Genomic DNA, 19,006 nt, shown 5'->3' on the forward strand with positions numbered 1-19,006 from the left:
CTTTGGAGGGGTATGATGTTATATTATTTGCTTGCTTTTGTCGTTATATTGATCGACCAATGGACAAAATGGCTTGTCGTTCGCTATATGGAATTAGGGGAAAGCATTCCAATTATTGAAAACGTGTTATACATTACATCGCATCGCAATCGTGGAGCGGCATGGGGCATGTTGCAAGGACAATTTTGGCTGTTTTATTTGATTACAATTGTCGTCGTTGTCGGCATCGTCATATACATTCAACGGTTGCAACCGACGCAACGGCTGTTTGGCATCGCGCTCGGGCTCATGCTTGGCGGCGCGCTCGGGAACTTTATTGATCGCGTATTTCGAAAAGAAGTTGTCGATTTCATTCATGCGTACATATTTAGTTACAGCTTTCCGATTTTTAACGTTGCTGATGCCGCGTTAACGATTGGTGTCGCGCTCATGTTTATTTATACATGGACCGAAGAAAAACAACGAAAGGGAATGAACGATGGAGCAAATTCAACTCACGATTGAAGAACAACACGATGGAGAGCGCATTGATAAAGTCATTGCCGAATTAAATGAACAATGGTCGCGCTCCCAAGTACAACAATGGCTAAAAGAAGGCCGCGTGCTTGTCAACGGCAAAGCGGTGAAACCGAACTACAAATGCCATGTCGACGATGAAGTGGTCATTTCCATTCCTGACCCAGAACCGTTAGATGTTGAGCCGGAGCCGATTCCACTCGACATTTATTACGAAGATGCGGACGTGCTCGTTGTCAATAAGCCGCGCGGCATGGTCGTTCATCCAGCACCAGGGCATATGCACGGGACGCTTGTTAACGCGTTACTTGCACATTGTCAAGACCTTTCCGGCATTAACGGTGTGCTTCGACCGGGCATCGTTCATCGCATCGATAAAGATACGTCCGGTTTATTAATGATTGCCAAAAACGATTTGGCGCATGAGTCGCTTGTCAATCAACTTGTAAACAAAACGGTGACGCGCAAATATGTCGCGATCGTTCACGGTGTTATTCCGCACGATTATGGGACGATTGATGCTCCAATCGGGCGCGACCCACGCGATCGTCAAAGCATGGCCGTTGTTGAAAATGGGAAAGAAGCGGTGACGCATTTTCGCGTTCTTGAACGATTTGAACATTATACGTTTTTGGAGTGTCAACTCGAAACAGGGCGAACGCATCAAATTCGGGTTCATATGAAATATATCGGCTATCCGCTTGCGGGTGACCCGAAATACGGTCCGCGCAAAACGCTACCGATTGATGGACAAGCGCTTCATGCCGGCGTATTAGGGTTTCATCACCCGCGCACAGGCGAATATTTGCAGTTTGAAGCCCCGATTCCTCACGAATTTGAACGATTGCTCGATATGTTGCGAAATAATCGTTGACAAACGAAACAAGGAAACGTAAAATGAACTCAAGTGAACAAAGACCTTTAAGTTCAGTCCCGTGAGGCTGAGAAGGTGTCGGATTTAGGTGACGTCTGCCTACATATACCCTCTCGCCAAACGGTGAGAGGGTTTTTTGTATGGAGGTGGAACGATGCAAAAGGCCATTGTATTAGACGAACAAGCGATTCGACGCGCGTTGACGCGCATTGCTCACGAAATTATTGAGCGCAATAAAGGGATTGACGATTGCGTCCTCATCGGTGTTAAGACGCGCGGCATTTACTTAGCAAAGCGATTAGCTGAACGCATTGAACAAATTGAAGGAACGTCTATTCCTGTTGGCGAGTTAGATATTACATTATATCGTGATGATTTAACAGTAAAAACAGACGATCGTGAACCGCTTGTGAAAGGAACGGACGTCCCATTTTCTGTTACAAATCGAAAAGTCGTTTTAGTTGATGACGTATTATTTACAGGCCGAACGGTGCGCGCCGCCATGGATGCCGTTATGGATCTCGGTCGTCCGGCGCAAATTCAATTAGCTGTTCTCGTTGACCGCGGTCATCGCGAGTTGCCGATTCGGGCTGATTTCGTCGGCAAAAACATCCCGACATCAAGCGCAGAAAGAATTGTCGTCGAATTAAAAGAAGTAGACGACATCGATCAAGTGAGCATACATGAATAAAGCACCCTTTTTAAAGGCAGTCCAGCGAGGCTGACAAAGGGGAACGGTTTTTTACACCCTCTTTGTGCCTTCGTACGGACAAAGAGGGTTTTTTATATAAATTGAGAAAGGGAGAGAGAAGATGAACAAACCGGTATTAGACGTGAAAGATGTCCCTTCTTTTGGACAGCTTGTTACGCTTAGTTTACAACATTTGTTTGCGATGTTTGGTGCAACGATTTTAGTGCCATATTTAGTCGGATTAAGTCCAGCGATGGCGCTCATTTCCAGCGGACTCGGTACAATCGCCTTTTTAATCGTGACAAAATGGCAAGTACCTGCTTACCTCGGCTCATCGTTCGCGTTTATTACGCCAATTATTGCAGCGAAAGCAGCTGGCGGTCCGGGTGCGGCGATGATTGGCAGCTTTTTAGCGGGGCTTGTGTACGGCATCGTCGCTTTAGCGATTAAAAAAGCAGGTTATCGTTGGATTATGAATTTACTTCCACCGATCGTCGTCGGTCCAGTCATTATCGTCATCGGTTTAGGATTAGCAAACGTTGCCGTCAGCATGGCGATGAACGGTCCAGACGGAAAATATAGTTTAACGCACTTTTCCGTTGCGATCGTGACGCTCGCGGCAACGATTGTATTCTCGATTTTATCGCGAGGAATGTTTAGCCTTGTACCTGTCCTTATGGGCATTATCGTCGGCTACGTGTACGCATTAGCTGTTGGTGTCGTCGATTTATCAGGGGTAGCAAAAGCAAAATGGCTTGAGATGCCTGATTTCTTGTTGCCGTTCGTTCATTACGATGTCCGCGTGACACTCGATATTGTGCTATTGATGGTGCCTGTCGCCATTGTGACATTATCTGAACATATCGGGCATCAGCTCGTATTAAGCAAAGTCGTTGGGCGCGATTACATTAAAGAACCAGGTTTACATCGCTCGATTTTCGGTGATGGATTAGCGACGATGATTTCAGCCCTCATCGGCGGTCCGCCAAAGACGACATACGGAGAAAATATCGGTGTATTAGCAATTACGCGCGTATATAGCGTATATGTGTTAGCTGGTGCGGCTGTGCTCGCGATCGCATTCGGATTTTTAGGAAAAGTGACGGCGCTTATTAGCTCGATTCCGACGCCGGTCATGGGTGGCGTATCGATCTTACTGTTCGGAATTATCGCTTCTTCAGGTTTGCGCATGCTCGTCGACAGCAAAATTGATTTTGGTGACAAACGAAACTTAGTCATCTCATCAGTTATTCTTGTCATCGGCATCGGGGATGCGGTTGTGAAAGTATCAGAACAATTTGAAGTGCACGGTATGGCGCTTGCAGCAATCACAGGTATCGTATTAAACCTCATTTTGCCTGGTCGTCCGAAAGTGTCGGATAGCGTATTTGAACAAAAACATGATGTCGCATAACACACCTTTTAAAAGAAGTCCAGCGAGGCTTACAAAGGTGTACTAGAGGAAACCCGTTCATCGAAACGGTCTATTTCCTCGAGCTTTCAAACACCTTGCCTCGCTCGGCAAGGTGTTTTTTTACTAAAAAGGAGGAGTTTATATGCATTTACTAACGTTAGCAGAGCTCTCGGTTGATGAAGTGCTCGCCATTTTGCATGAAGCGGAACGATTTGCGAACGGTGAAACGTGGAAAGTCAATAAACAAACGTTTGTCGCCAACTTATTTTTTGAACCGAGCACGCGCACAAAATGTAGTTTTGAAATAGCGGAACGAAAACTTGGGCTTGAAGTCATTCCGTTTGATGCAGACATGTCGAGCGTCCAAAAAGGAGAAACGTTGTACGATACGATTCGGACGTTGCAAGCGATCGGAGTGGAAGCGGTCGTCATTCGCCACCCATCCGATCATTACTTTGAACCGTTGCGCCATACGATTGACATTCCGATCATTAATGCAGGCGACGGGTGCGGTCATCATCCGACGCAATCGTTATTAGATTTACTGACGATTCGTCAACAATTTGGCACATTTATCGGACTGAATGTTGCCATTGTCGGTGACATTCGTCATAGCCGAGTAGCACGTTCGAATGCTGAAATATTAACAAGGCTCGGCGCAAACGTCTTCTTTTGCAGCCCTCCTGAGTGGCAAGATATAACGAATCCGTACGGCACATACGTCGATCTTGACACGGCAGTGAAAGAAGCAGACGTCGTCATGCTTCTTCGCATTCAACATGAGCGGCATGAAGAAAAAATGGGATGGACGAAAGAGCAATATCATGAACAGTACGGTTTAACGATCGCGCGAGAAAAACAGATGAAGAAAACGAGTATTATTCTACATCCCGCTCCTGTCAATCGCGATGTAGAAATCGCAAGTGAACTCGTTGAATGTGAACGATCACGCATTTTTAAACAAATGGAAAACGGTGTATACGTGCGCATGGCTGTTTTAAAACGAGCATTACAAAAAGGAGGAACGAAACATGGCTATCATTTTCAAACGTGCGCGTTTGCTTAATGAGCAAGGCGAGTTCATATCGGCCGATATACAAATTGACGAAGGTCGCATCGTTCATATTGCCCCTGACCTCGATGCAAGCGATGACGATGAAGTGATTGATGTTAACGGCCAATTTGTCGCGCCAGGATTTGTCGACGTACACGTTCATTTGCGCGAACCCGGTGGTGAGCATAAAGAAACGATCGCGACAGGTACGCTCGCTGCGGCGAAAGGTGGATTTACAACGATTGCAGCGATGCCAAACACAAAACCAGTACCTGATACGAAACAACAAATGGAGTGGCTCGTCAACCGCATTCGCGAAACGGCGCACGTGCGCGTGTTACCGTATGCCGCCATTACCGTGCGCCAAGCAGGAAAACAGCTCGTTGATTTTGCCGCATTAAAAGAAGCAGGAGCGTTTGCATTTACAGATGATGGCGTGGGAGTGCAAAGCGCGCGCATCATGTATGAAGCGATGCAACAAGCGGCAGCTCTCGATATGCCAATTGTCGCACATTGTGAAGACGAAACGCTGACGTATAAAGGATGCGTGCATGACGGAGCGTTTGCGAAACGACACGGACTGACCGGTATTCCTTCCGTTTGTGAAGCGGTACATATTGCACGCGATGTGTTGTTAGCCGAAGCGACCGGGTGTCACTACCACGTTTGCCATATAAGCACGAAACAGTCGGTGCGCATCGTGCGCGAGGCGAAACAAGCAGGCATTCGGGTCACTGCTGAAGTGACTCCGCACCATTTACTGCTTTGTGATGAAGACATCCCAACGTTAGATGCGAACTTTAAAATGAATCCACCGTTGCGAACGAAAGAAGATCAACAAGCGTTAATTGAAGGATTGCTTGATGGAACGATTGATTTTATCGCAACCGACCATGCACCGCATACAGAAGAAGAAAAAAGCGAAGGGATGGTGCTTGCCCCGTTTGGCATCGTTGGATTAGAAACCGCCTTTCCGCTTTTATATACGCATTTTGTTGAAAAAGGAATATGTACGTTAAAACAGCTTGTTGACTGGCTTTCAAAAAAACCAGCCGAGACGTTTCGCATTGACGGCGGGGAACTAAAAGTTGGCGCCAAAGCAGATTTCGTCATTATCGATTTACATAACGAACAAGCCATTGATCCAAACACTTTTGTATCGAAAGGAAAAAATACACCGTTTGCAGGCTGGACGTGTAAAGGATGGCCAACGATGACGATTGTAGATGGAAAAATGGTTTGGCAGAAAGGAAGAGGAGAATGAAACGACAACTCATTTTAGAAGATGGTACACGTTTTGTTGGCGAAGCGTTTGGAAGCGAACGACAAACAGTCGGTGAAGTCGTTTTTAACACCGGAATGACAGGATATCAAGAAATTTTAACGGACCCGTCGTATTGCGGACAAATCGTAACGATGACGTATCCTTTAATCGGAAACTATGGCGTCAACCGCGACGATTTCGAATCAATCGAACCGCATGTGTTTGGATTTATTGTGAAAGAAGCGTGCCTATCTCCGTTCAATTGGCGAAGTGAGCTAACGATTGACGAATATTTGCGCATGAAAAATATCCCCGGCTTAGCAGGTGTCGATACGCGGAAACTAACGCGCATTATTCGTCAATACGGCACGTTAAAAGGGATGATTTGCGACATGGACGTGTCTGTGACGGAGGCAGTCGCTTATTTAAAGGAAACGGAGCTTGCGCGCGATCAAGTGAAACGCGTATCGACAAAAAGTCCGTACGCTAGTCCAGGGCGCGGCCATCGCATCGTTTTAATCGACTTTGGCATGAAGCACGGCATTTTGCGCGAGTTAAATAAACGTCATTGCGACGTTATCGTATTACCATACAACGCAACAGCAGAAGACGTGTTACAACTTCATCCCGATGGTGTCATGTTATCGAACGGACCAGGGGATCCGAAAGACGTACCCGAAGCGATTGACATGATTCAACACATACTTGGCCACGTTCCGCTTTTTGGCATTTGTCTCGGCCATCAACTGTTTGCGCTCGCCTGCGGAGCGAATACAGAAAAAATGAAGTTCGGCCATCGCGGTTCGAATCATCCTGTGAAACATATTGAAACAGGAAAAGTAGCGATCACCTCGCAAAATCACGGCTACACTGTCACGGAAAAGTCGCTCGTTCATACGCGATTAGAAGTGACGCATATCGCATTAAATGACGGAACGATTGAAGGGCTTCGCCACCGCGACGTTCCTGCGTTTACCGTGCAATATCATCCGGAAGCGTCGCCAGGTCCAGAAGACGCAAACGGTTTATTCGACGATTTTATTGCGATGATTGAACAGTTTAAAAAAGAAAGAGGTGCCGTTCATGCCTAAACGTCAAGATATTAAAACGATTCTCGTCATCGGTTCTGGACCGATCGTCATCGGGCAGGCAGCGGAGTTCGATTATGCGGGAACGCAAGCCTGCTTGGCGTTAAAAGAAGAAGGATATAAAGTCATTCTCGTCAACTCCAACCCGGCAACGATTATGACCGATACAGAAATTGCTGACAAAGTATACATGGAACCGTTAACGCTCGAATTTGTCTCGCGCGTCATTCGGAAAGAACGGCCCGATGCCATTTTGCCGACGCTTGGCGGGCAGACGGGATTAAACTTAGCTGTCGAATTAGCAAAAGCAGGAGTGCTTGAAGAGTGCGGCGTTGAAATTCTCGGCACGAAATTAGAAGCGATTGAAAAAGCAGAAGACCGCGAAAAATTTCGAGCGCTTATGAACGAACTTGGCGAACCGGTGCCGGAAAGCTCAATCGTGCATAGTTTGCAAGAGGCGTATGCGTTCGTTGAACAAATCGGGTATCCGGTCATCGTTCGCCCTGCATTTACGCTCGGTGGAACAGGCGGAGGCATTTGTACGAACGAAGAAGAGCTAATCGACATCGTCTCAAGCGGTTTAAAAATGAGCCCTGTTCATCAATGTTTATTAGAAAAAAGTATCGCAGGCTATAAAGAAATTGAATACGAAGTGATGCGCGATGCGAAAGATAACGCCATCGTCGTTTGCAATATGGAGAATATTGATCCTGTCGGCATTCATACGGGCGATTCGATTGTCGTTGCGCCAAGCCAAACGTTAAGCGATCGCGAATATCAACTGTTGCGAAACGCCTCGCTCCGCATTATTCGTGCGCTCGGCATTGAAGGGGGTTGCAACGTGCAGCTTGCCCTTGATCCGCACAGTTTTCAATATTACGTCATTGAAGTCAACCCGCGCGTCAGTCGCTCATCGGCGCTTGCATCGAAAGCAACGGGGTATCCGATTGCGAAGCTTGCCGCAAAAATTGCGGTCGGTTTAACGCTTGATGAAATGATGAATCCGGTGACGGGAAAAACGTACGCTTGCTTTGAGCCAACGCTCGATTACGTCGTCACAAAAATTCCGCGCTTTCCATTTGACAAATTCGAATCAGCGAACCGCCATCTCGGCACGCAAATGAAAGCGACAGGCGAAGTGATGGCGATCGGGCGCACGTTTGAGGAGTCGCTATTAAAAGCGGTCCGCTCGCTCGAAACGAACGTCTATCATTTAGAATTAAAAGAACAAGTCGATGATGCATTGCTACAAAAACGCATTCAAAAAGCGGGTGATGAACGGTTATTTTACATTGCGGAAGCGTTTCGCCGCGGCGTAACAGTCGAACAAGTGCATGCATGGAGCCAAATCGATCCGTTCTTTTTAACGAAAATTTCAGGCATCGTACAGTACGAATCCGTTTTACGCGAACATGTTGGTGATATCGACGTACTAAAAAAAGCGAAAGAAATGGGCTTTTCCGATGTGGCAATCGCGAAATATTGGCAGATGACCGAACGCGACGTGTACGAAATGCGGAAACGTGCTGGCATTACACCTGTATATAAAATGGTCGACACGTGCGCAGCGGAATTCGAATCAGAAACGCCGTATTATTACAGCACGTATGAAGAAGAAAACGAATCTATTGTTACAACGCGTGAAAGTGTTGTCGTCCTCGGTTCGGGTCCGATTCGGATCGGGCAAGGGATCGAATTTGACTATGCGACCGTTCATTCCGTATGGGCGATTAAAGAAGCGGGATACGAAGCGATTATTATTAACAACAATCCAGAGACGGTTTCAACCGACTTTAGTATTTCCGATAAGCTTTACTTTGAACCGTTAACGATTGAAGATGTGATGCACGTCATCGATTTAGAACAGCCAATTGGCGTTATCGTTCAATTTGGTGGACAAACAGCGATCAACTTAGCGGCGGAATTAGCGGCGCGTGGGGTGCGCATTCTCGGCACTTCGCTTGAAGATTTAGATCGCGCCGAAAACCGCGACAAATTTGAACGAACGCTTGCGCAACTCGGCATTCCGCAACCGAAAGGAAAAACAGCGTTTTCGGTTGAAGAAGCGGTACGCATTGCTGAAGACATCGGCTATCCTGTTCTCGTGCGCCCATCGTATGTGCTTGGTGGTCGTGCGATGGAAATCGTATATAAAGAAGAAGAGCTGTTACATTATATGGAGCATGCAGTGAAAGTCAATCCGCAACACCCGGTATTAATTGACCGTTATTTAATTGGAAAAGAAATTGAAGTCGATGCGATTTCCGATGGGGAAGATGTGTTTATCCCAGGCATTATGGAGCATATTGAGCGCGCCGGTGTTCATTCGGGCGATTCGATCGCCGTCTATCCGCCGCAGACGTTAACAAGAGACATCAAACAACAAATTGTTGACTATACGATTGCGTTGGCAAAAGGATTGCGCATCGTCGGATTGTTGAACATTCAGTTCGTACTATATGACGGCGATGTGTACGTGTTAGAAGTGAATCCACGTTCAAGCCGCACCGTTCCATTTTTAAGTAAAATTACGAACGTGCCGATGGCAAACATCGCAACAAAAGTCATTTTAGGCGCAAAGTTAAACGAGCTTGGTTACTACACTGGATTAAAAGAAGAAAGTGAAGGGGTATATGTGAAAGCGCCTGTGTTTTCATTCGCAAAGTTGCGTAACGTCGATATTTCGCTCGGTCCAGAAATGAAATCGACGGGTGAAGTGATCGGGAAAGACGACACGTTTGCGAAGGCGCTTTATAAAGGGCTTGTCGCTTCTGGCATCCACATTCGTCCGCACGGTGCCGTCTTATTGACGATTGCCGATAAAGATAAAGAAGAGGCGATTGATATCGCGCGCCGCTTTTACAACATTGGTTATCAGTTGCTAGCGACAAACGGCACAGCGCAAACGTTGCGGAAAGCGAACATTCCTGTGACTGTCGTCAATAAAATTCATACCGGCTCACCAAACATTCTTGACGTCATTCGCCAAGGCGAAGCGCAAGTCGTTATTAACACATTAACAAAAGGAAAAGAAACAGAAAGCGACGGCTTCCGCATCCGTCGCGAAGCGGTAGAAAACGGCATTCCTTGTTTAACGTCGCTCGATACAGCGAAAGCGATGCTTCTCGTCTTAGAAGCGATGACGTTTTCGACAACAGCGATGGCAGAAAAGAAGGTGGGCGTATGAAGGAAAATATGACGATTATCTCCAATCGCCAAATCGCAAAAGACATTTATGAATTGACGCTCGCTGGTTCACTCGTTCGGCGCATGCGTACGCCCGGACAATTTGTGCATGTTAAAGTGGGACATCGTGAACCGTTACTAAGACGGCCACTCAGTCTTTGCGACATTAATCCCGAAGCAGGAGAATGTACGATCATTTACCGTGCGGAAGGGGCAGGAACAATGCTCCTTTCGCAAAAACAGCCTGGGGAGTCGCTCGATGTGCTCGGTCCGCTCGGAAACGGCTTTCCGCTTTCCGCTCTTTCAAGCGGGCAACATGCCCTTCTTGTCGGTGGTGGCATTGGGGTGCCGCCGTTATATGAACTAGCAAAGCAACTAGTGAAAAACGGTGTATGTGTCACAGTCGTGCTCGGTTTTCAAACGAAAGAAGTCGTCTTTTACGAGCAACAATTTGCTTCGTTCGGTAAGACGTACGTTGCAACGGCAGATGGTTCGTACGGCATGAAAGGATTTGTTACCGACGTCATTCAACGTCACGCCCTTTCGTTTGATGTGCTATATGCGTGTGGACCGAAGCCGATGTTAAAAGCATTACAACAACAATTTCCGCATAAAGAACTATATTTGTCATTAGAAGAACGAATGGGTTGCGGCGTCGGCGCTTGTTTTGCATGCGTATGCCACGTGCCAAACAGCGAAACAGCATATAAAAAAGTATGTAGCGACGGGCCGGTGTTTCGAGCAGGGGAGGTCGTGTTATGAACCGATTAGCAGTTGAATTGCCAGGACTTTCATTAAAAAATCCGATTATGCCTGCATCGGGCTGTTTCGGATTCGGACGGGAATACGCGAAATTTTACGATTTAAGCGTTCTCGGAGCAATTATGATTAAAGCGACGACGCTTGACGCGCGCTTCGGCAATCCGACGCCACGTGTCGCCGAGACGGCAAGCGGCATGTTAAATGCGATCGGGTTGCAAAATCCCGGCGTTGATTATGTGCTTGCCGAAGAACTGCCGTGGTTAGCGCAATACGACGTGCCGATTATCGCAAACATTGCCGGTTCTACGATGGAAGAATATGTGGAAGTCGCCAAGCGCATATCAAAAGCGCCAAACGTTCATGCGCTCGAGTTAAATATTTCATGCCCCAATGTAAAACAAGGTGGCATTGCGTTCGGTACTGTGCCGGAAGTTGCCGCCGAACTGACGCGGGCGGTAAAAGAAGTGTCTGCCGTGCCTGTGTATGTGAAACTATCTCCAAACGTGACAAACATTGTCGCGATGGCGAAAGCGATTGAACAAGCAGGCGCGGACGGATTGACGATGATTAATACGTTATTAGGCATGCGTATTGACGTCAAAACAGGGAAGCCGATTTTAGCGAACGGAACAGGCGGATTATCCGGTCCAGCCATTAAACCGATTGCCATTCGAATGATTTATGAAGTAAGCCAAGCGGTATCGCTTCCGATTATCGGCATGGGCGGCATTCAAAGCGCCGAAGATGTCATCGAGTTTTTTTACGCTGGTGCGAGTGCGGTCGCGATCGGAACAGCGAATTTTATCGACCCGTACGTTTGTCCACATATTATCCGCGATTTGCCACCGCTTTTAGATGAACTTGGCATTCATCATATTTCGGAATGTACGGGGAGGGGCTGGAACAATGGACAAACCGTTTATTGTGGCACTTGATTTTTCATCAAAGGAAGAAGTGCGGTCGTTTTTGCAGTTATTTTCTGACACATCGCTTTTTTTAAAAGTCGGCATGGAGCTATATTTTCAAGAAGGTCCAGCGATCATCGACGAATTAAAGCAGCGCGGACATGATATTTTTTTAGATTTAAAGCTTCATGATATTCCACATACAGTAAAACGAGCAATGAAAGGATTGGCGAAATTAGGCATTGATTTAGTGAACGTTCATGCATCAGGGGGAAGCGCGATGATGCGCGCAGCGATCGAAGGATTAGAAGAAGGAACGCCGCCTGGAATGAAGCGTCCCTGTTGCATCGCGGTGACGCAGCTAACGAGCACAAGCGAACGAATGCTTCATGATGAATTGTTGATTGACCGGACGATGAATGAAACGGTGCTTCATTACGCTACGCTTGCGTATCGTAGCGGGCTTGACGGCGTCGTTTGTTCGGCGCAAGAAGTGCCGTTTCTTCGCGCATCACTTGGCGCATCGTTCATCACCGTTACCCCAGGCATTCGTTTTGCGGATGATCAAGCGGACGATCAAGTGCGCGTTGTAACACCATATGAGGCGAAACAGCTTGGAACAAATTATATCGTCATCGGACGAAGCATCACAAAAGCGCACAATCCATATGCGGCATATGAACGGCTAAAACGAGAATGGGATGGTGGACAATGATGAAAAAAGAAATCGCAAAACAACTTCTTTCGATCGGTGCAGTATCGTTAAGCCCAAACGAACCATTTACGTGGTCTTCCGGCATACAAGCTCCTATTTATTGCGACAATCGGCTGACGTTAGCGTACCCAGCGGTGAGAAAAATGATTGCCGATGAACTCACTTCGCTTATTCGCATGCATTTTCCGGATGTGGAAGTTATCGCTGGCACAGCGACGGCAGGCATTCCCCATGCGGCATGGGTGAGCGAACGACTCGATGTACCGATGTGTTATATTCGCAGTCAAGCGAAAGGACATGGAAAAGGGAAACAAATTGAAGGGAAAGTCGAACGAGGGCAACGCGTTGTTGTCGTAGAAGATTTAATTTCAACAGGCGGCAGCTCGCTAAATGCTGTACGGGCTTTGCGCGAAGCAGGATGCCACGTGCTTGGCGTCGTTGCCATTTTCACATACGGATTACAAAAAGGCAAACGAGCGTTTCAGCAGGAACAAGTCCCATACTACACCGCCACTGATTACGATACGCTCATCGAAACAGCAACAGAGCTTAGTATCATTACCGAAAAAGAGCGAGCAACGTTACACCAGTGGCGCGAGCAGTTAGAAGCATAAAAAAAGGGTGTCCGATGAGCGACACCCTTTTTGATTTTACACTTATTTCGTGGAAATCGTGTTTGTTTTTAAGTAGTGGATATCGTTTGCTTGTTGAATCGAACGGAGTGATAATGCTTGTAGAATCGTTTCTTGATGCGCCATTTTTTCAAATCCTTCTTCCATTTGTTGCGACAATTGTTCGATTTGCTGTTTTATGGCCGGAATTTCTTGCACATGCAACTCAACAACAGTCATTCGTTCCATCAACTGTCCAACCATTTCCCGAATAGCTGGCACAAGCGCCACATCGTCTTTCGTCGCCATACGTTGCTCGATGCTTGCGACATCGTCTTTCGTAGCCATTGTCTGTTCAATATGCCCCACTCGATGCTCAAGCGTATGCATACTGTTTTGCAAAGCGGCAACATCGTCTTTCGTCGCCATACGTTGCTCGATGCTTGCGATATCGTCTTTTGTAGCCATGCGCTGCTCGATGCTTGCGACATCGTCTTTTGTCGCCATACGCTGCTCGATGCTTGCGACGTCGTCTTTTGTCGCCATCGTCTGTTCGATATGACTCACGCGGTTTTCTAATACGCGAATGTCATCTTTCAACATAGCGACGTCTTCTTTCGTTGCCATATTCGCACGCAAATATGCCAGCTCATCAAAAATGCGTTGCAACAACTGTTCCACCCATCTCACCTCCTCTTTCCGTTTCTATTATACCATCATTCGACAGAAAGAAGGGAGACAAAACGAAAAAGTACGACAATTTTTTTGAATTTTTTTCTTCTTGTACATATATTGTCCATGTAAAATAGTAATATATTGTTATAAAAGATAAAAAAACGGGTGATTTATATAGTATTTCTATTTATGGAGTGAAAAGTGTGAGTGAACAGTGTTCTAAACCTTGGAGAATTTTATCCATTTACGACCGTCTACGAGAAGGGGAGACTATTTTAAAAAAGCAAGAAGCTGATCGTTTTAGTGTAGATGAAAAAACGATTCAACGAGACATTGAAGAATTGCGGGCGTATATCGCAGACACGTTCTATGATTCGGTTACAATTGACTACGACCGTCAAAAAAGGGGATACGTATGGCGCCAGAAGGAATCAAAACAAAGGTGTTTGACAAATGAAGATATTCTTATTATTTCTAAAATATTACTTGAAAGTCGTGCGCTAAAGAGAGAAGAAATGAAGGAGTTGCTTGATAAGCTCGTGTTGGTAGCGGATCAAAAGTCCCGTTCGTTTATTGAGAATATGATTAGAAATGAGCGTTTTCATTACGTATCCCTCCACCATAACAAGCCGCTCATTCGTTCCATTTGGGATTTGAGCGAAGCCATTTACACTAAGAAGCTAGTTGTTGTCGAGTATAGAAAGGAAGGTAGCGAAGAGTCTGTTATAAGGAAGCTCAAGCCGGTAGGCATCGTGTTTTCTGAATATTACTTTTACCTTATTGCGTTTTTAACAGAATATGAATTCAGCTTTCCGACCATTTACCGAATAGATCGAATTGTCCGTTACGAACTAAGCGATGAGCGCTTTAAATTGGATTATGCGACAAGGTTTGAAGAAGGCCAGTTTCGTAAACGAGTTCAATTCATGCATCCAGGCGAGTTAATGAAAATTACATTCCGCTATTGGGGTTCCTCATTACAAGCCATTTTAGATCGTTTGCCCACTGCAGAAGTAGTCGGAAACGATGGGCAAGCATTTATCATCGAGGCAGAAGTATACGGTCGAGGTATAAAAATGTGGCTGTTAAGCCAGGCGCAATATTTGGAGGTAATCAAGCCGGAAGAATTTCGCGAGGAGATGAGGGAGACGATTGAGAAGATGTTGGAAAATTATAGGTAAGGGAGGATTAGAGTGGATTATTAGCCGAACAAATTAAGGAAGAAGAACAACATGCCATTCATTTTTACCGTCAGGCAGTGAAGTAGTAACGGATTTGTCGCATTTAAAAATTGCTATAAATGACGATTCTCAAGTTGCACATTCAATCTCTAAACCTGCAAAGAAGTTAGGTGTTTTTATTAAGTATGACACAAACGAAAAGTTCGGTAAGTTTATGTTGGGAGACGAGTCAATAGTTTCATAAGAATGATAGTGTCCATGTATAGTGAAGTTTACATGTTTCTTGTCGAAGGAGAATAGGATGTATGCTGGCTGTAGAGGATAACGTTCGCATTCGGAGAGAAAGTAGTTTGGAATATTACAAAATGATTTGTTCATTTCCTTATCAAAATCACCCAATCTTTTATGAAAATAAGGCTCTCCGAAGGGCATATATAATATTGCTGCATCATTATGCAAAAGAAGATGTGGATTATCAGAGGTACTGCAAACCGATCATTACATTATATGAACATTGTTTCAATATAGAAGAAATTTATAAGGAACAAACCTCGCAGAGTAGTCTAAAATTTATCAAAGAAATTCGAAAGACAAGATGGAAATTCGAAAAAGCGAAACTTCATGTATATAACTACAAATACTTGTTTTTCGCGCATTATTTGTTGTTAATATATGGATATATATCAATGGATCATCCTTATGTATTAGACGTAATCGATAAACAACATTTAAAGATTCATAATAAAGATGCAGAGTGCATTGTTCATTTTGTCAATGCGCTAAAAACAGGAGATTTCGAAGCAGCAAAGTCGTATTTGAATCGAAAGAAGTTTCATCATTTGCATTTTTATTATGATGCATATAAGAAACAAACACAATTTTTAAAGGGTGTGGAAAAAAGATATTTAATTGTGGGAACGATGAGTTCCGGCAAATCAACTTTTTTAAATAGTTTAATAGGAAAAGAGATATTTCCTTCGCAAAATGAAGCATGTACCTCAAAACTGTTTACATATGTTCATCGACCTTCTGTAGAACATTTCATTTTGCAATGGGATCAACATGAATCTTTTGATTATGTGACTGATGACATTATGGGGAAAATTGATGAGTTAAATAAACATTCGACAGTTAAGCGAGTGCAAATCGAAGGAAAAACGTCCCCCATATTGTCTTTTGAACATCGTGTTGTATTTATCGATACACCTGGAACGAATAATTCTATGAATCGCCGTCATGAGGAGGCTACTTTGGAAGCGATTCGAAACGAACAATACGATACAATCTTTTATTTAATGAACGCTACCCAGCTTGGTACAGACGATGATCGAAGGCTGCTTAGCTATGTAAAAGAGCATATTGAAAATCATAACGATAAGCCAATTATATTCATTGTAAACAAAGCCGATGAAATCGATGAAGAGGCAAATGAATCGCTTCAAGAACTGTTGGAGAGCACAAAAACATACTTAAAGCAAAATGGATTTGAAAACCCTAGCATAATACTGCTTTCCGCCTATATAAGCAACCTATGTCAAAAAGTTTTAAACGGCGAAAGCTTAACGAGAAGGGAACAAAATCAATTCGATTTCTTTTACGACTATTTTGCGGAAGAAACACAAGACTTGACAAAATATGCAACAGAACCTTGCGCATTTCGACCAGAGATTCCGAATGATCAACGGGAGGTGAAAACAAAAAATAAACCATATGATATTAAGCGTATTTATACCGTTTTACAGCACTCAGGAATGTATCAAATTAAAAACTACATGTAATTTAGGGGGAAGAGCACTCAATGGTTGATGTGTATATGAAATATAATCCATACACTGTTGAAACTGTCATCGAAATAGATGGGAAAAATGTGATGGAAAACGGAAAGCTAAGCAAGTATAAAAATGAAAGATTGCAAGTGTGGATTCATGAATTGCTGCCTACATTGATTGAAGAGTTAAATGAGGATAGCATACATATTCGCTTTAAAGGAACATTGCCTGACTATGAAGATTTACGGGAAGCTTGCCAACAGTTTTCTTCTATTCGCATTGAACATATCCCAGCAAAAGAAAGCGCCGATAAAATGGAAGAATTAAAGAAATTAGTTGAACATATGCAAAGCGGTCCTTTCGAATCGTTGCGTAACGAAAAAGTGAAAGAAAATTTCTATAAAGCGCTAAATAGCGAATTTGAAATCGCTGTTATTGCCACGATGAGTTCTGGAAAATCAACATTAATCAACGCATTATTAGGAAAAGAATTAATGCCTTCAAAAAACGAGGCGTGCACAGCGACCATCGCTCGAATTAAAAACGTTCCTGAACGTTCCACTTTTTCAGCTGTTTGTTACGATGCTGATGGGAATGAAATTACGTCCAAAGAAAATGTAACTTATGAAGATATGGATGACTTTAATAATAATCGAACAGTGTCTGTCATTGAAGTGGAAGGAAATATTCCGCCGATCTCGGCAAAGACAATGAATTTAGTGCTCGTGGATACTCCAGGTCCTAATAACTCAGTGGACAGTAGTCATAGGGAGCACACATATCGCGTGATTAAAGATGACGACAAACCAATGGTCCTATATGTTTTAAATGGAACGCAACTGCATACAGATGATGATTATTTTCTGCTAAATAGTGTTGCAGAGGCAATGAAGGTAGGCGGCAAACAATCAAAAGATCGTTTTATTTTTGCCGTCAATAAAGCGGATGAATTTGATCCAGAAAAAGGAGAAGACTTACGTGGCGTTTTAGAGCGTGTCAAAAAATATTTAGAAAAGCATGGAATTGAAAATCCGAATATTTATCCTGTATCAGCTGAAACGGCAAAGGTTATCCGTATGTATCAAAACGGAATTGATTTAACGAGAAAACAAAAGCAAATATTGAACGGAATTGATTTATTTATCGAGGAGCCGATTATGCATTTAGAGCAGTATGCGCCGTTAAGTCCGTCATTAAAAAATGCGATAGCAGACAAGATCATGATGGCAAGAGATCACCAAGATCGATATACAGAAGCACTCTATCATTCCGGCGTTCCATCGATAGAAGCAGCGATCAATGAGTACTTGGATAAATATGCGGTCACATCGAAAATCACAAACGCGGTTAACTCGTTTAGAAAAATTGTCGAACGAGAGCGCATTGCGCAAAAACTTCAAGAGGACATAAAAAACGATGAGCAGAAGCGTCAAGAAATTTATAGAGAAATGGAACGGATCGGGGGGGAATTAGAACAAGGTGAAAAAGCGAAGCAGTTTAGAGAAAAAATTGAAAACTTAACCTTTGAAGATATTAAGGGGAGTATTGAAAAAATAAGGCACAAAATTTTTTATGATAATTTACAAAAAATTAGCAATAAATTCCGTAATGAAGATGTTCCTAAACATGAAGCATATGCTATTTTGAATCATGTAAGAAAAGATGTAGAAGCACTGCAAAGCGATGCAATTACTGATTTAGAAAAAACGATGATAGATAGATTACGTAACGATGCCCAACAATATATTGATGAGTATCGATCGTATATTCGTAATATTGTTGGTTTTGACGAAGGAAAATGGCCAACTTGGGCACCAATTGAATTTTTTGAAGCAGATTTGCCGGATGTTGACGATTTAATAAATTCCTACACATACGAAAAAAAAGTGAAAGTTGGTACGCGGACAGTAAAAAACGAAAATAAAAAATGGTATAAGCCGTGGACCTGGTTTTCGCCTGCATATGTGGAAAAAGACATATATGAAAAAAGAGAATACGTAAAATTGTCGGAGTTTCTAGAAGGGTTTTTACAGTCTTTTCGTTTTTCATTAGAAGAAAATTTCGCTAATGCGATAAATCATTTAGAAAAGGAAAAGGCAAAGTTAAAAAAATATTTTATTTCTGAAATTAATCGACTTGAGAAAGAGATGAAAAAGCGTGTGCAAGAACTTAAAGAAATGGCAAGTCACAGCAATGAACTGCAAAAAAGAATCGAAGAAAATGAAAGGAAAAAACAATGGCTTGATGATTTTATTGCCAGATTAGATGCGATTCTCGAAATATAACATCGAAAGGAAGGAA

The 19,006-nt window shown here is 43.9% G+C and carries 16 protein-coding genes; 15 read left to right on the forward strand and 1 reads right to left on the reverse strand.

Translation table 11 applies throughout. From position 1 onward, the window contains the following. Positions 1 to 15 precede the first annotated feature (15 nt). The 12 genes from lspA (at position 16) to pyrE (ending at position 13,083) form a co-directional block, all read left to right on the forward strand. Positions 16 to 504 carry a signal peptidase II gene (gene lspA, locus NST18_RS04945; protein ID WP_004891181.1) on the forward strand — a complete coding sequence of 163 codons (489 nt, stop codon included), beginning with the start codon at positions 16 to 18 and terminating at the stop codon, positions 502 to 504. Next, on the forward strand, positions 479 to 1,390 hold the full coding sequence (locus tag NST18_RS04950; protein ID WP_004891180.1) for an RluA family pseudouridine synthase: 912 nt from the start codon (positions 479 to 481) through the stop codon (positions 1,388 to 1,390). Before lspA ends, NST18_RS04950 begins: the two co-directional genes overlap by 26 nt. 154 nt (positions 1,391 to 1,544) lie before the next feature. Further along, complete coding sequence (pyrR, locus tag NST18_RS04955; protein WP_064214018.1) at positions 1,545 to 2,081, forward strand: bifunctional pyr operon transcriptional regulator/uracil phosphoribosyltransferase PyrR; 537 nt, start codon at positions 1,545 to 1,547, stop codon at positions 2,079 to 2,081. A gap of 121 nt (positions 2,082 to 2,202) precedes the next feature. Continuing rightward, entirely contained in the window at positions 2,203 to 3,495 is a 1,293-nt protein-coding gene (locus tag NST18_RS04960) for a solute carrier family 23 protein (RefSeq protein WP_004891177.1), read from the forward strand. 142 nt (positions 3,496 to 3,637) lie between these two features. After that, positions 3,638 to 4,561 (forward strand): aspartate carbamoyltransferase catalytic subunit, encoded by a 924-nt coding sequence (locus NST18_RS04965; protein WP_004891176.1) that lies wholly within the window; start codon positions 3,638 to 3,640, stop codon positions 4,559 to 4,561. After that, positions 4,527 to 5,813, forward strand: a complete 1,287-nt coding sequence (locus NST18_RS04970) for a dihydroorotase (RefSeq protein ID WP_004891175.1) — start codon at positions 4,527 to 4,529, stop codon at positions 5,811 to 5,813. The genes NST18_RS04965 and NST18_RS04970 overlap by 35 nt, the downstream gene beginning before the upstream one ends. Beyond that, on the forward strand, positions 5,810 to 6,904 hold the full coding sequence (locus NST18_RS04975; RefSeq protein WP_340721263.1) for a carbamoyl phosphate synthase small subunit: 1,095 nt from the start codon (positions 5,810 to 5,812) through the stop codon (positions 6,902 to 6,904). Before NST18_RS04970 ends, NST18_RS04975 begins: the two co-directional genes overlap by 4 nt. Next, entirely contained in the window at positions 6,897 to 10,088 is a 3,192-nt protein-coding gene (gene carB, locus NST18_RS04980) for a carbamoyl-phosphate synthase large subunit (RefSeq protein WP_004891173.1), read from the forward strand. Before NST18_RS04975 ends, carB begins: the two co-directional genes overlap by 8 nt. Next, positions 10,085 to 10,849: a dihydroorotate dehydrogenase electron transfer subunit gene (locus NST18_RS04985; protein WP_004891171.1), complete on the forward strand. Its 765-nt coding sequence runs from the start codon at positions 10,085 to 10,087 to the stop codon at positions 10,847 to 10,849. Before carB ends, NST18_RS04985 begins: the two co-directional genes overlap by 4 nt. Further along, the gene (locus NST18_RS04990; protein WP_004891170.1) at positions 10,846 to 11,784 is read left to right on the forward strand and encodes a dihydroorotate dehydrogenase; all 939 of its coding nucleotides are present in this window, start codon (positions 10,846 to 10,848) and stop codon (positions 11,782 to 11,784) included. The genes NST18_RS04985 and NST18_RS04990 overlap by 4 nt, the downstream gene beginning before the upstream one ends. Beyond that, positions 11,756 to 12,469, forward strand: coding sequence for an orotidine-5'-phosphate decarboxylase (pyrF, locus tag NST18_RS04995; RefSeq protein ID WP_340721265.1), 714 nt, complete (start codon positions 11,756 to 11,758; stop codon positions 12,467 to 12,469). Before NST18_RS04990 ends, pyrF begins: the two co-directional genes overlap by 29 nt. After that, complete coding sequence (gene pyrE, locus NST18_RS05000; RefSeq protein ID WP_004891167.1) at positions 12,469 to 13,083, forward strand: orotate phosphoribosyltransferase; 615 nt, start codon at positions 12,469 to 12,471, stop codon at positions 13,081 to 13,083. Before pyrF ends, pyrE begins: the two co-directional genes overlap by 1 nt. A 42-nt stretch (positions 13,084 to 13,125) precedes the next feature. On the opposite strand, the gene NST18_RS05005 is transcribed toward pyrE, so the two are convergent. Continuing rightward, positions 13,126 to 13,761 (reverse strand): hypothetical protein, encoded by a 636-nt coding sequence (locus NST18_RS05005; protein WP_004891165.1) that lies wholly within the window; start codon positions 13,759 to 13,761, stop codon positions 13,126 to 13,128. Positions 13,762 to 13,958: 197 nt separating this feature from the next. Here NST18_RS05005 and NST18_RS05010 point away from each other — a divergent pair, with 197 nt between their 5' ends. The 3 genes from NST18_RS05010 to NST18_RS05020 all read left to right on the forward strand — a co-directional run bounded on the left by NST18_RS05010 (position 13,959) and on the right by NST18_RS05020 (position 18,990). After that, positions 13,959 to 14,936 carry a helix-turn-helix transcriptional regulator gene (locus NST18_RS05010; RefSeq protein ID WP_004891164.1) on the forward strand — a complete coding sequence of 326 codons (978 nt, stop codon included), beginning with the start codon at positions 13,959 to 13,961 and terminating at the stop codon, positions 14,934 to 14,936. 350 nt (positions 14,937 to 15,286) lie between these two features. Then, positions 15,287 to 16,714 (forward strand): dynamin family protein, encoded by a 1,428-nt coding sequence (locus tag NST18_RS05015; RefSeq protein ID WP_230456200.1) that lies wholly within the window; start codon positions 15,287 to 15,289, stop codon positions 16,712 to 16,714. 20 nt (positions 16,715 to 16,734) lie between these two features. After that, positions 16,735 to 18,990: a dynamin family protein gene (locus NST18_RS05020; protein WP_340721267.1), complete on the forward strand. Its 2,256-nt coding sequence runs from the start codon at positions 16,735 to 16,737 to the stop codon at positions 18,988 to 18,990. Positions 18,991 to 19,006 lie beyond the last annotated feature (16 nt).

Origin of the sequence: Anoxybacillus sp. FSL W8-0104, assembly GCF_038004465.1 — a bacterium.
In the GTDB taxonomy this organism is placed as follows: Bacteria; Bacillota; Bacilli; order Bacillales; family Anoxybacillaceae; genus Anoxybacillus; species Anoxybacillus flavithermus_G.

Coding starts and splice junctions, on each gene's coding strand:
- NST18_RS04970 (WP_004891175.1), top strand. CDS start 4,527: ATGGCTATCATTTTCAAACGTGCGCGTTTGCTTAATGAGCAAGGCGAG.
- carB (WP_004891173.1), top strand. CDS start 6,897: ATGCCTAAACGTCAAGATATTAAAACGATTCTCGTCATCGGTTCTGGA.
- NST18_RS04975 (WP_340721263.1), top strand. CDS start 5,810: ATGAAACGACAACTCATTTTAGAAGATGGTACACGTTTTGTTGGCGAA.
- NST18_RS04990 (WP_004891170.1), top strand. CDS start 10,846: ATGAACCGATTAGCAGTTGAATTGCCAGGACTTTCATTAAAAAATCCG.
- NST18_RS05020 (WP_340721267.1), top strand. CDS start 16,735: ATGGTTGATGTGTATATGAAATATAATCCATACACTGTTGAAACTGTC.
- pyrF (WP_340721265.1), top strand. CDS start 11,756: ATGGACAAACCGTTTATTGTGGCACTTGATTTTTCATCAAAGGAAGAA.
- NST18_RS04960 (WP_004891177.1), top strand. CDS start 2,203: ATGAACAAACCGGTATTAGACGTGAAAGATGTCCCTTCTTTTGGACAG.
- NST18_RS04985 (WP_004891171.1), top strand. CDS start 10,085: ATGAAGGAAAATATGACGATTATCTCCAATCGCCAAATCGCAAAAGAC.
- lspA (WP_004891181.1), top strand. CDS start 16: ATGTTATATTATTTGCTTGCTTTTGTCGTTATATTGATCGACCAATGG.
- pyrR (WP_064214018.1), top strand. CDS start 1,545: ATGCAAAAGGCCATTGTATTAGACGAACAAGCGATTCGACGCGCGTTG.
- pyrE (WP_004891167.1), top strand. CDS start 12,469: ATGAAAAAAGAAATCGCAAAACAACTTCTTTCGATCGGTGCAGTATCG.
- NST18_RS04950 (WP_004891180.1), top strand. CDS start 479: ATGGAGCAAATTCAACTCACGATTGAAGAACAACACGATGGAGAGCGC.
- NST18_RS04965 (WP_004891176.1), top strand. CDS start 3,638: ATGCATTTACTAACGTTAGCAGAGCTCTCGGTTGATGAAGTGCTCGCC.